Below are 13245 nucleotides of genomic sequence, written 5' to 3' on the forward strand. Positions count from 1 at the left end.
TTACTCCTTCGCCTCGTTGCGGCCCAAGTGGAACGCCGTGACGGCTGCGGCGAGCAGCAGCATCGAGGCGAGTTCGACCACCAGCAGATAAGGACCGAACAGGCTGATGCCCACGGCCTTGGCGTCTACGGTGGTGTGGCCGACGCCGGTGCCGCTGGAATGGCTGAACAGCACATACAGCAGTTCAGCCAGCAGCAGCGCAGCCAGTACCACCGGCCCCGCCCAGATACCGGGCTTGAGCCAGACGCGCTCTTGCTGAACCGAGGCCGGGCCGAGGTTCAGCATCATCACCACGAACACGAACAGCACCATGATGGCGCCGGCGTAGGCGATCACTTCCAGTACACCGGCAAATGGAGCACCGAGGCTGAAAAAGGTCATCGCCACGGCGAGCAGCGAAATAATCAGGTAGAGCAGGGCGTGTACAGGATTGGTGTTGGTGATCACGCGAAGCGTGGACACAACGGCAACTCCTGACGCGAAATAGAAAGCGAATTCCATCTTTCTTCCTTAAGGCAGCAAGCTCTTCACGTTGATCGGTTCGGCTTCATTCTGCGCGGCGCCTTTCGGCTTGCCGGCAATGGCCATACCTGCAACACGATAGAAGTTGTAGTCAGGGTTTTTGCCGGGCCCTGCGATCAAAAGATCTTCTTTCTCGTAAACCAGGTCCTGACGCTTGAACTCGGCCATTTCGAAATCCGGTGTCAGCTGGATCGCGGTGGTCGGGCAGGCTTCCTCGCAGAGGCCACAGAAAATGCAGCGCGAGAAGTTGATACGGAAAAACTCCGGGTACCAGCGACCGTCTTCGGTTTCGGCTTTCTGCAACGAGATGCAGCCGACCGGGCACGCCACGGCGCACAGGTTGCAGGCAACGCAACGCTCTTCACCGTCGGGGTCGCGGGTCAGGACGATACGCCCCCGAAAGCGCGGCGGCAGGTACACCGCCTCTTCCGGATATTGCAGCGTGTCACGCTTGCGGAAGGCATGGCCGAAGATCATCACCAGGCTGCGAAGCTGGGTGAAGAAGCCATGCACGATGTCAAAAATATACTTCATGATTCTCTATCCTCACTGAGCCGCGATGGCGGGCGTGTTGAGCAACACGATCGCAGCGGTCACCAGCATGTTGACGAGGGTCAGCGGCAGGCAGAACTTCCAGCTGAAGTCCATCACTTGGTCATACCGTGGGCGCGGAATCGAGGCGCGCAGCAGGATGAAGAACATGATGAAGAACGCGGTTTTCAGTGCGAACCAGATGAACGGGATCTGCGGCAGAATGCCGAACGGACCGTGCCAGCCACCGAAGAACAAGGTTACCAGCAGCGCCGAAATCAACACGATGCCGATGTACTCGCCGACGAAGAACATGCCCCATTTCATGCCGGCATATTCAATGTGGTAACCGTCAGCCAGTTCCTGCTCCGCTTCCGGCTGGTCGAACGGGTGACGGTGAGTCACGGCGACGCCGGCAATGAAGAAGGTCAGGAAACCGAAGATCTGCGGAATGACGAACCACAGGTGCTGGGCCTGGTAATCAACGATGTCGCGCATGTTGAACGAGCCGACCTGGATCACGATGCCCATCAGCGACAGGCCCATGAACACTTCGTACGACACGGTTTGTGCCGAGGCCCGCAAGCTGCCCAGCAGGGCGAACTTGTTGTTACTCGACCAGCCGGCGAACAACACCGCGTAGACCGACAGACCGGCCATGGCGAAGAAGAACAGGATGCCGATGTTCAGGTCCGCGACCCCCCAGGTCGGGGTGATCGGGATGATCGCGAAGGCAATCAGCAAGGCGCTCATGGCCACGACCGGTGCCAGGGTGAAGATCACCTTATCGGCAAACGGCGGCGTCCAGTCTTCCTTGAAGAACATCTTGATCATGTCGGCTGCGATCTGGAACGCACCGAACGGGCCGACGCGGTTCGGACCATAACGGTCCTGCCAGAGGGCGAGCAAACGACGCTCGACCCAGCTCAACAGCGCGCCGCAGACCACCACGGCGAGCAGAATCACGATGGCCTTGAGCACCGCGATGATGATGTCGATCACTTCAGGAGTGAACAAGGTCATTGCGCTGCCTCCTGCAGACCGTCAACGGATTTGCCAAAGATTGCCGGTGGAATGCCGGCGATACCCGCAGGCAGCGCCACCAGGCCGGCGCCCAGTTCTTCGTTGATGCGCAGCGGCAGACGCAGGGTCTGGCCGGCAACGCTCAAGCTCAGCATGGCACCGTCATTGACGCCCAGGCGATCGGCTTCGGACTTGGCCAGCGACACATAAGCAGCTGGAATGCGTTCCTGGACCGGAGCGGCTTTCGAAGAGTTCTCTTCGCTGCCGAACAGGTGATAGAACGGCACAACCTGCCAGGTGCCTTGGGCCGGGTTGAATGCACGCGGAACACTGGCGAACCAGTTCAGCGAATCACCCTGGCTTTCGATCAGGCGAGTACCCGGATCACCGGCACGCAGGTGACCACCGACTTCGTCCTGGAACTTGTTCCAGGCTTGCGGCGAGTTCCAGCCCGGCGACCAGGCGAATGGCACTTGCTGACGCGGTTCGACGGAGCCCGAGTAACCTTCCATGGAGAACGAGAACGCGGTGTCGTTGTCCTGGGAAGTACGCGGCTCGTGCACGCTGATGTCGGCGCGCATCGCGGTCCGGCCACTGTAACGCAGCGGTTCGCGAGCCAGTTTCAGGCCTTTGATCCGGAACGAAGCGGACGGTGCGGCGTTGACGATAGCGGCCAGTTGTGGAGTGCTCGAAGCGCAGGCAGCGGTGACGTGGTCCAGTTGGGTCCAGTCGATCGGCTGGTTCAGCAGGGTTGCGCGCAGGGCATGCAGCCAGCGCCAGCCTTCGTGAACCAGGATGCTTGCATCGAGGTAAGTCGGGTCGAAGACCTGGAAGAAGCGCTGGGCGCGGCCTTCCTGGCTGACCAGCGTACCGTCGCCTTCAGCGAAGCTGGCGGCTGGCAGAACCAGGTGTGCGCGATCGCTGGTAGCGGTTTTCTGATGGTCGGCGACGATCACCACTTTGGCGGCGGTCAGGGCAGCATCGACCATGGCTTTGTCGGTACGGGTGTACAGATCGTTTTCCAGCACCACGATGGCGTCGGCTTTACCCTCGATCACCGCTTGCAGGGCTGCATCGACCGATTCGCCACCGAGCATGGCCAGGCCGAGGCTGTTGGCCTCTGGCACGATCAGGCTGATGGAACCGTTCTTCTCGCGCAGCTTCAGGGCTTTGGCGATGTTCGCCGCCGCTTCGATCAAGGCTTTGGAGCCCAGCGAAGTACCGGCGATGATCAGCGGACGCTTGGCCGCGAGCAGGGCGTTGGCGATGCGTTGAGCCAGTTCGAGGGCTTCGCTGTCCAGGCCTTCAACGGCTGGGGCGCTGGCGTCGAGGGCGTGAGCCACGGCGAAACCGATACGTGCCAGGTCGTCTGGAGCGGCGTGAACACATTCTTCAGCCATGTCGTCGAGCTTGGTTTCAGCCAGGCTTGCGATAAACAGCGGGTTCAGCGCGTGCTGACCGATGTTTTTCACCGCGGCGTCGAGCCAAGGCTGAACGCGCATCGCGTCGGCCATGTCTTCGGCTTTGCCTTTGACCGATTGACGCAGGGCCAGGGCCATGCGCGCAGCGGTCTGGGTCAGGTCTTCACCGAGGACGAAAATCGCGTCGTGGTCTTCGACGTCGCGCATGTTCGGGATCGGCAGCGGGCTGTCTTTGAGCACCTGCATGACCAGGCGAATACGCTCAAGCTCGGAAGCTTCGATACCGGAGTAGAAGTGCTCGGCACCGACCAGTTCGCGCAGGGCGTAGTTGCTTTCAAGGCTGGCACGCGGCGAACCGATACCGACGATGTTGCGACCGCGCAGCAGGTCAGCGGCTTTATCCAGCGCTTCGTCGAGGCTCAGCTTCGCGCCGTTGGCCAGCAGTGGCTGACGTGGGCGGTCTTCGCGGTTGACGTAGCCATAGCCGAAACGGCCACGGTCGCACAGGAAGTACTGGTTCACCGAGCCGTTGAAACGGTTTTCGATGCGACGCAGTTCACCGTAACGCTCACCCGGGCTGATGTTGCAACCGCTGGAGCAGCCATGGCAGATGCTCGGCGAGAACTGCATGTCCCATTTACGGTTGTAGCGCTCGGAGTGAGTCTTGTCGGTGAACACACCGGTCGGGCAGACCTCGGTGAGGTTGCCGGAAAACTCGCTTTCCAGGGTGCCGTCTTCAACGCGACCGAAGTACACGTTGTCGTGGGCGCCGAATACCCCGAGGTCAGTACCGCCGGCGTAGTCTTTATAGAAACGTACGCAGCGATAGCAGGCGATGCAGCGGTTCATTTCGTGGGAAATGAACGGACCCAGTTGCTGGTTCTGGTGGGTACGCTTGGTGAAGCGGTAACGGCGCTCGTTGTGGCCGGTCATGACCGTCATGTCTTGCAGGTGGCAGTGACCGCCTTCCTCGCACACGGGGCAGTCGTGCGGGTGGTTGGTCATCAACCATTCGACGACGCTTGCGCGGAACACTTTGGCTTCTTCGTCATCGATGGAAATCCAGCTGCCGTCGGTCGCAGGGGTCATGCAGGACATGACGATACGACCACGCTTGTCGTTCTCGTCGGTGTACTGCTTGACGGCGCACTGGCGGCAAGCGCCAACGCTGCCGAGGGCGGGGTGCCAGCAGAAATAAGGGATATCGAGGCCTAGCGACAGACATGCCTGTAACAGGTTGTCTGCCCCATCGACTTCGAGCTCTTTGCCGTCTACGTGGATAGTGGCCATGGTTCAAAGTTCTTCGTTGGCCCGGTGTCAGCGGGCGTGGCTAATGGAATCTTGTTATCCGTCCAAATCCAAACAGCCTGAAAAGGCGTCATCGGACGAAAGGCGAACGGCACGGACCGTTCGCCTTTTTAAAGCGTTAAGCGCCGACTACGATCGGCCTTGCCAGAGGCGGGACGGCGGCGCGGGTGGGCGCGATGCCGGCTTCGAACTCTGGACGGAAATACTTGATGGCACTGCCCAATGGCTCCACGGCACCCGGTGCGTGAGCACAGAAGGTCTTGCCTGGGCCGAGGAAGCCGACCAGACCCAGCAGGGTCTCGATGTCGCCGGCTTGCCCTTCACCGTTCTCGATGGCGCGCAGGAGCTTGACGCTCCACGGCAAACCGTCACGGCACGGGGTGCAGAAACCGCACGACTCACGGGCAAAGAACTCTTCCATGTTGCGCAGCAGGGACACCATGTTGACGCTGTCGTCCACCGCCATGGCCAGGCCGGTACCCATACGGGTGCCCACTTTGGCGATGCCGCCGGCGTACATTTGTGCGTCCAGGTGTTCCGGCAACAGGAAGCCGGTACCGGCGCCGCCTGGCTGCCAGCACTTGAGCTTGTAACCGTCGCGCATGCCGCCGGCGTAGTCTTCGAACAGCTCGCGCGCAGGGACGCCGAACGGCAGTTCCCACAGGCCAGGGTTCTTCACTTTGCCGGAGAAGCCCATCAGCTTGGTGCCGTGGTCTTCACTGCCTTCGCGAGCGAGGGATTTGTACCAGTCCACGCCGTCGCCGATGATCGCTGGCACGTTGCACAGCGTCTCGACGTTGTTCACGCAGGTCGGCTTGCCCCATACGCCAACGGCGGCAGGGAAGGGCGGCTTGGAGCGCGGGTTGGCGCGGCGGCCTTCGAGGGAGTTGATCAGTGCGGTTTCTTCACCGCAGATGTAACGCCCGGCGCCGGTGTGGACGAACAGTTCGAAATCGAATCCGCTGCCCAGGATGTTTTTGCCCAACAGGCCCGCAGCCTTGGCTTCTTCCACGGCACGGTTCAGGTGCTTGGCGGCGGTGGTGTATTCGCCACGCAGGAAGATGTAGCCACGGTAGGTTTTCAGTGCGCGGGCACTGATCAGCATGCCTTCGATCAGCAGATGGGGCAGTTGCTCCATCAGCATGCGGTCTTTCCAGGTGTTGGGTTCCATTTCATCCGCGTTGCACAGCAGGTAGCGGATGTTCATGGATTCGTCTTTGGGCATCAGGCCCCACTTCACGCCAGTGGGGAAGCCCGCGCCGCCGCGCCCCTTGAGGCCGGAGTCCTTGACGGTCTGGACGATATCGTCCTGGGACATGTCGGCGAAGGCTTTACGCGCTGCCGCGTAGCCGTTCTTGGCCTGGTACTCGTCGAGCCAGACTGCCTCGCCGTCGTCACGCAGGCGCCAGGTCAGCGGGTGGGTCTCTGCGCTGCGCTTGATGCGGTTGGCAGGGCCGAAGGAAGTCAGGGTCATACGTAGCCCTCGAGCAATTTGGCAACGCCAGCTGGCTGCACATCACCGAATGTGTCGTCGTCGATCATCAACGCCGGCGCCTTGTCGCAGTTGCCGAGGCAGCAGACCGGCAGCAGGGTGAAACGACCGTCGGCGGTGGTTTGACCCAGGCCGATGCCCAGCTTGCTCTGGATTTCGCTGACCACCGACTCATGGCCACCGATGTAGCAGACCATGCTGTCGCAGACGCGAATGATGTGACGACCGACTGGCTGACGGAAGATCTGGCTATAGAACGTCGCCACGCCTTCAACGTCGCTGGCCGGGATGCCGAGGATTTCGCCGATGGCGTAGAGCGCGCCGTCAGGCACCCAGCCACGTTCCTTCTGGACGATCTTCAGGGCTTCGATCGACGCCGCGCGCGGGTCTTCGTAGTGATGCAGCTCGTGCTCGATGGCCGAGCGCTCGGTTTCGCTCAGGGCGAAACGGTCTGTCTGGATAAGCGTGCTGTTCATGCTTAGCGGTCCACGTCGGCCATAACGAAGTCGATACTACCCAGGTACGCGATCAAGTCCGCGACCATGCTGCCTTTGATCACCGAAGGGATCTGCTGCAGATGCGGGAAGCTTGGGGTGCGAATCCGGGTGCGGTAGCTCATGGTGCCGCCATCGCTCGTCAGGTAATAACTGTTGATGCCCTTGGTCGCTTCGATCATCTGGAAGGATTCGTTGGCCGGCATGACCGGGCCCCACGAAACTTGCAGGAAGTGCGTGATCAAGGTCTCGATGTGCTGCAGCGTGCGCTCTTTGGGCGGCGGCGTGGTCAGCGGGTGATCCGCCTTGTACGGGCCTTCCGGCATGTTGCGCAGGCACTGGTCGATGATCTTGATGCTCTGGCGCATTTCTTCCACGCGCACGATGCAACGATCATAGGCATCGCCATTGGCCGCCAGCGGCACTTCGAATTCGAAGTTCTCGTAGCCCGAGTACGGGCGGGCTTTACGCAGGTCGAAATTGCAACCGGTCGAACGCAAGCCTGCACCGGTGACGCCCCATTCCAGGGCTTCTTTGGTGTTGTAGGCGGCGACGCCGATGGTCCGGCCACGCAGGATGCTGTTGTCCAGTGCGGCTTTCTGGTATTCGTCCAGACGCTTTGGCATCCACTCGACGAAGTCTTTGACCAGCTTTTGCCAGCCGCGCGGCAGGTCGTGGGCGACGCCGCCGATGCGATACCAGGCCGGGTGCAGACGGAATCCGGTGATGGCTTCGATCACCGTGTACGCCTTCTGGCGGTCGGTGAAGGTGAAGAACACCGGGGTCATGGCGCCGACGTCCTGGATGTACGTACCCAGGAACAGCAGGTGGCTGGTGATCCGGAAGAACTCGGCCATCATGATGCGGATGACGTCGACCTTTTCAGGCACCTTGATGCCGGCGAGCTTCTCGACCGAGAGCACGTACGGCAGGTTGTTCATCACGCCGCCGAGGTAATCGATACGGTCGGTGTACGGGATGAAGCTGTGCCAGGACTGACGCTCGGCCATCTTCTCGGCACCACGGTGGTGGTAGCCGACGTCTGGCACGCAGTCGACGATCTCTTCGCCGTCCAGTTGCAGGATGATGCGGAACGCACCGTGAGCCGAAGGGTGGTTGGGGCCCAGGTTGAGGAACATGTAGTCCTCGTTGGCGCCGGAACGTTTCATGCCCCAGTCTTCAGGCTTGAAGCGCGCAGCTTCTTCTTCAAGCTGATGCTTGGCCAGCGTCAGGCTGAACGGGTCGAACTCGGTGGCACGGGCCGGGAAGTCCTTGCGCAGCGGGTGACCTTCCCAGGTCGGCGGCATCATGATGCGGGTCAGGTGCGGGTGGCCGGCAAAGTGGATGCCGTACATGTCCCACACTTCACGCTCGTACCAGTTGGCGTTCGGCCAGATACCGGTCACGGTCGGTAAGCTGAGGTCGCTCTCGGACAAGGCGACTTTGATCATTACGTCACTATTACGTTCGATCGACATCAAGTGATAGAACACAGTGAAGTCGGCACCGCTCGGCAAACCCTGGCGCTTGGTGCGCAGACGCTCGTCCACGCCGTGCAGGTCATAGAGCATGACGTACGGCTTGGGCAGGTTGCGCAGGAAGGTCAGGACTTCGACGAGTTTGGCACGGGCAACCCAAAGCACCGGCATGCCGGTGCGGGTGGCCTGGGCGCTGAACGCCTCAGGGCCAAAACGGTTGTTCAATTCGACGACCACATCCTGGTCGTCTGCCTTGTAAGGCGGGATGTACAGAGCACTGCCTGTAGTCATGGTTTTTTTATCGCTTTCGGTCAACGTAAAGAATGAAGCCAGTTTCTCGTTTCTTTGTAAGAACAGATCTGGATCAGACTTCGTCGGGGCTGCGCAGGTTGGTTACCTGAATACGCTGTTCGCGGCGCTGTTCCTTTTGCGAAGGCATCTCGGCGCGGTAAACGCCTTGATCGCCAACGACCCAGGAAAGTGGGCGCCGCTCCTGGCCAATCGACTCCTGCAACAGCATCAAGCCTTGCAGAAAAGCTTCAGGGCGGGGCGGGCAGCCAGGCACGTAGACGTCCACGGGCAGGAACTTGTCCACCCCTTGAACGACGGAGTAGATGTCGTACATGCCACCGGAGTTGGCGCACGAACCCATGGAGATAACCCACTTCGGCTCGAGCATCTGCTCGTAGAGACGCTGAATGATCGGCGCCATCTTGATGAAGCAGGTTCCGGCAATAACCATGAAATCCGCCTGACGCGGCGATGCCCGGATAACCTCGGCGCCAAAGCGCGCGATGTCGTGGGGCGCCGTGAAGGCGGTGGTCATTTCCACGTAGCAGCACGAAAGACCGAAGTTATACGGCCACAGGGAGTTCTTACGCCCCCAGTTGATCGTGCCGTTAAGCACGTCTTCGAGCTTGCCCATGAAAATGTTTTTGTGGACTTGATCTTCTAACGGATCGGAAACGGTTTCCCGTGCGCCGATCGGGTACTGCTCGTTAGGAGCATCGGGGTCGATCCTGGTGAGATTGTATTGCATCGCCAAAGCCTCATTGTTTCAGCTTCGCCTGCCGCTTATGACGAGCTGCCGGCGCCCAATCAAGGGCGCCCACTCGAAATAGGTAGACAAGACCTGCCAACAGAATTGCTATGAAAACGAGAGCTTCGACGAATCCGGTCCAGCCGCTTTCGCGGACGGACACAGACCAGGCAAAGAGAAATAGGGCTTCGATATCGAAGATCACGAACAGCATCGCGACCAGATAGAATTTGGCTGAGAGCCGCAAGCGGGCGCCACCGGTAGGTAGCATGCCGGACTCGAACGGTTCGTTTTTGCTGCGACCCCAGGCTTTTGACCCGAGGAGGCTGGAGACGCCGAGCATGAAGGCGCACAGGCCGCCGACACCCAGAAGGAAAATGGCAAAGCCCCAGTTGTGGGCCATGAGTCCTGTCGCTTCGGGCATGCTGGTAATCCTTAACAGAGAGCAAAGGTCTCTGAGCTTGAAAAGAAATAAAGCAGTGACGATATGTCGCAGCAATCAATCGCGGTGATTTTATGGCTAAACACCGAGCAAGTAAAATTCCTGTAGCGAAATTATTTATAAGAATAAGGACATAGCGCACCTCAAAAGGCCTGCAGCCCATGCGTTGCGGGCATTAGCCGGGGTTTTGTCAATAATGTTTTGTGCAGGTTGTAACGAACATGCTTGGCGCCAAATGATAATCAATACTGTTTGAGGTGGTTTTTGAACTGTAAGTCGGGGTGGCGGCTGGAAAGTTGCGCTTACATACCGGTTACTGCAAGTAGTGCGCGGGGCCGTTTTACTCTGTTTTGCCGATCGGAATACCGCTCTGGATCAATGTTTTTGCTCGTCCTCGCTCCCCCTTCCTGTAGGAGCAAGGCTTGCCCGCGATGAACGATGACTCGGTTTGTCTGAAAAACTGCGGCGCACCCATCGCGGGCAAGCCTTGCTCCTACGAGAGTGAGGGCGTGTGGTGTTGGTGAAATCCCGGGCAAAAAAACGCCCCGATCCAGTCGGGGCGTCAGATGTGCGGCATTCCGGTTAGCTTTTTACCCGGTCCGGAAGGGCCGTTTGCTCGTTCGAATCAGATCAGTGGAACTGTTCTTCTTCGGTGGAGCCGGTCAGCGCGGTCACCGAAGACGAGCCGCCCTGAATCACGGTGGTCATGTCGTCGAAGTAGCCGGTGCCCACTTCCTGCTGGTGCGCCACGAAGGTGTAACCCTTGGCCGCGTCAGCGAACTCCTGCTCTTGCAGCTTCACGTAGGCAGTCATGTCGTTGCGGGCGTAGTCGTGCGCCAGGTTGAACATGCTGTGCCACATGTTGTGAATGCCGGCCAGGGTGATGAACTGGTGCTTGTAGCCCATGGCGGACAGTTCGCGCTGGAACTTGGCGATGGTCGCGTCGTCCAGGTTTTTCTTCCAGTTGAAGGAAGGCGAGCAGTTGTACGACAGCAGTTGGTCCGGGTATTCCTTTTTGATCGCTTCAGCGAAGCGACGGGCTTCGTCCAGGTCCGGCTTGGCGGTTTCGCACCAGATCAGGTCGGCGTACGGCGCGTAGGCCAGGCCGCGAGCGATAGCCTGGTCGAGGCCAGCACGTACTTTGTAGAAGCCTTCCTGGGTGCGTTCGCCAGTCACGAATGGCTGGTCGTACGGGTCGCAGTCGGACGTCAACAGGTCGGCAGCATTAGCGTCGGTACGGGCCAGGATGATGGTCGGAGTGCCGGCAACGTCAGCCGCCAGGCGAGCCGCGGTCAGCTTCTGTACAGCTTCCTGGGTTGGAACCAGTACCTTGCCGCCCATGTGGCCGCATTTTTTCACGGAGGCCAGTTGGTCTTCGAAGTGAACGCCGGCAGCGCCTGCTTCGATCATGCTCTTCATCAGTTCGTAGGCGTTCAGAACGCCACCGAAACCGGCTTCAGCGTCGGCAACGATCGGTGCGAAGTAGTCGATGTAACCTTCGTCGCCCGGGTTCTTGCCGGCTTTCCACTGGATCTGGTCAGCACGACGGAACGAGTTGTTGATGCGCTTGACCACGGTCGGTACGGAGTCGACCGGGTACAGCGACTGGTCCGGGTACATCGATTCTGCAGAGTTGTTGTCTGCAGCAACCTGCCAGCCCGACAGGTAGATCGCCTGGATACCGGCTTTAACTTGTTGTACCGCCTGGCCGCCGGTCAGGGCGCCCATGCAGTTGACGAAATCTTTCTCGGGGCGGAAGGCTGGCTTGGCACCCTGGGTCACCAGGTTCCAGAGCTTCTCGGCGCCCATTTTTGCAAAGGTGTGCTCAGGTTGAACCGAGCCACGCAGACGGACGACGTCAGCAGCGGAGTAAGTGCGTGTCACGCCTTTCCAGCGCGGGTTTTCAGCCCAGTCTTTTTCAAGGGCTGCAATTTGCTGTTCGCGTGTCAGTGCCATGGAGATAAACCTCGTCGCGTCTTGTGTGGAAAGTGGTTCCTGGGGGGAAATTCCTGCTGCCAGTACGCACATTCAAATGGGGCGTAGATGGCTGCTCGCTGACCAGAAGCTTAGGCGGTCAAGTCGGGTCTGGCGGGGAAGGCGACGGGATGAACGATGGGCTCGAGGATGAAAGCTGAGCAGGTAAGGGCGAACTGGCGGGCGCATTCGGGCGTCGTGGGCCTTTGTACGATCATCAGTGTGTTGCCGGGCTACCTATTACGCTTCCGTCCCTCGGGACAACTTCGTTCCAGTCGCAACCTCGTCAAACACACCTTGTGGGCGGTACAGACACGAATCGGCTCAGGTCGGTAAGGTTAGAGCGCGATCCGAAGGCCCTTGCCAGGGCCCCTGATTAGCGGGAGCGAGGCCATCATGCCTTTGCTTTTTTGGCTCGTCAAACGATTTGTAGTGCTTTTTTTAAAGCACTACATCTTTAGTCTAATACGACTAATCAGTCAGTTTTTGGTGTGTTAGTCCAAGGTATCGACTTTGACTCGCAGCGTCATGTCATCCCGGCCCTGAGTAGAGTAGCTGCGGCTCATGGCTTGTTTGTCGGCTTGCGTCTGGCGGTTGGCGCCGGCCAGGGTGATCCACTCGCCCAGGCGACCGCTGACGGTTGTGTCGGTGCTTTGTACGTTCACTACATCGGGACGTTCCTGGCTCATTCGGTCACGGTTGGTACTGATTGCCAGGTGAACGATGTCGCCGGTGACGCTGGCGGTGACGTAGAAGCCTTGGGTGACGTTGCGGTATTGGGTCTGGCTTTGCAGGTGAGCGTAGTTGTTGAGCGGGTTTTGCGGTTGGCCGGAGGTGTTGGTCTGGGGCTGGCGGGAGGTGTTTGTCTGGTTTGGCAGGCTGGTGTAGGTGTCGGTCTGGGTGGTGGTCAGCGGTACGCTCTGGCCAATCTGGATCAGGGCGGGTGCGCCTTCGCTGGTCTGGACCTGCTGGATGCCGCCTTCACGGCTGTCGGTGCTGTAGGTGATGATCTGCGTTTGCCGATCGGCGTTGTTGTGCTGGTTGTTTTCGTTGGTGTCGACCGTGATCAGTAGGCGCTTGGGGGCGGTGTCGAGCTGTGTGATCAGGGCTTTGAGTTCGTTGATCTTGTCGGGTTCGGCGTTGACGATCAGTTGGTTGCCGTAGGCGCTGACCTTGCCGTCCCTGCCGATAAAATTCTGCGCCACCGGCAGCAGGTCGGCGCTGGTGCGATTGTTGAGCTGCACCACCTCGGTAGCAGCGACGACCGAGAAACTGCAGGTCAGCAGCAGCGTGGTGAGCAGGGTGCGTAGGGACATGTCCGTTATCTCCGCGATCAAAGGCTTGAGTTTGCCAGTTTGTCGGCCTGCGGTGGGGCAAGTTGAATCGTAGACAGCAAAACGCCCCGCTACCTGAGGAAAGCGGGGCGTTTTGTGGTGTTACTGGTGTGCACTTGTGGCGAGGGAGCTTGCTCCCGCTGGGCTGCACAGCAGCCCTAATAATTTTGGGGCCGCTTCGCGACCC

11 protein-coding genes are annotated in these 13245 nt (G+C 59.7%); all 11 read right to left on the minus strand.

Features of this window, described 5'->3' with window-relative positions:
* Window positions 1-501, minus strand: coding sequence for an NADH-quinone oxidoreductase subunit J (gene nuoJ, locus HK44_RS01240; RefSeq protein ID WP_019689817.1), 501 nt, complete (start codon window positions 499-501; stop codon window positions 1-3).
* A 9-nt stretch (window positions 502-510) separates the two neighbouring features.
* Window positions 511-1056, minus strand: a complete 546-nt coding sequence (gene nuoI / locus HK44_RS01245; RefSeq protein ID WP_019689818.1) for an NADH-quinone oxidoreductase subunit NuoI — start codon at window positions 1054-1056, stop codon at window positions 511-513.
* Window positions 1057-1068: 12 nt separating this feature from the next.
* Window positions 1069-2076 (minus strand): NADH-quinone oxidoreductase subunit NuoH, encoded by a 1008-nt coding sequence (nuoH, locus tag HK44_RS01250; RefSeq protein WP_019689819.1) that lies wholly within the window; start codon window positions 2074-2076, stop codon window positions 1069-1071.
* Window positions 2073-4787: an NADH-quinone oxidoreductase subunit NuoG gene (nuoG, locus tag HK44_RS01255; RefSeq protein WP_019689820.1), complete on the minus strand. Its 2715-nt coding sequence runs from the start codon at window positions 4785-4787 to the stop codon at window positions 2073-2075. The genes nuoH and nuoG overlap by 4 nt, the downstream gene beginning before the upstream one ends.
* Window positions 4788-4923: 136 nt before the next feature.
* Window positions 4924-6279: an NADH-quinone oxidoreductase subunit NuoF gene (gene nuoF, locus HK44_RS01260; RefSeq protein WP_019689821.1), complete on the minus strand. Its 1356-nt coding sequence runs from the start codon at window positions 6277-6279 to the stop codon at window positions 4924-4926.
* Complete coding sequence (gene nuoE, locus HK44_RS01265) at window positions 6276-6773, minus strand: NADH-quinone oxidoreductase subunit NuoE (RefSeq protein ID WP_007970445.1); 498 nt, start codon at window positions 6771-6773, stop codon at window positions 6276-6278. The genes nuoF and nuoE overlap by 4 nt, the downstream gene beginning before the upstream one ends.
* Before the next feature lie 2 nt (window positions 6774-6775).
* Window positions 6776-8560: an NADH-quinone oxidoreductase subunit C/D gene (gene nuoC, locus HK44_RS01270; protein ID WP_024264675.1), complete on the minus strand. Its 1785-nt coding sequence runs from the start codon at window positions 8558-8560 to the stop codon at window positions 6776-6778.
* A gap of 73 nt (window positions 8561-8633) precedes the next feature.
* On the minus strand, window positions 8634-9308 hold the full coding sequence (locus tag HK44_RS01275) for a NuoB/complex I 20 kDa subunit family protein (RefSeq protein ID WP_019689823.1): 675 nt from the start codon (window positions 9306-9308) through the stop codon (window positions 8634-8636).
* Window positions 9309-9318: 10 nt separating this feature from the next.
* Window positions 9319-9732, minus strand: a complete 414-nt coding sequence (locus HK44_RS01280) for an NADH-quinone oxidoreductase subunit A (protein WP_019689824.1) — start codon at window positions 9730-9732, stop codon at window positions 9319-9321.
* A gap of 648 nt (window positions 9733-10380) precedes the next feature.
* The gene (gene aceA, locus HK44_RS01285; protein WP_019689825.1) at window positions 10381-11706 is read right to left on the minus strand and encodes an isocitrate lyase; all 1326 of its coding nucleotides are present in this window, start codon (window positions 11704-11706) and stop codon (window positions 10381-10383) included.
* A gap of 512 nt (window positions 11707-12218) precedes the next feature.
* The gene (locus HK44_RS01290) at window positions 12219-13040 is read right to left on the minus strand and encodes a secretin N-terminal domain-containing protein (RefSeq protein WP_019689826.1); all 822 of its coding nucleotides are present in this window, start codon (window positions 13038-13040) and stop codon (window positions 12219-12221) included.
* Window positions 13041-13245 lie beyond the last annotated feature (205 nt).

This window comes from Pseudomonas fluorescens HK44 (assembly GCF_000217955.3).
GTDB classification, from domain to species: Bacteria; Pseudomonadota; Gammaproteobacteria; order Pseudomonadales; family Pseudomonadaceae; genus Aquipseudomonas; species Aquipseudomonas fluorescens_AQ.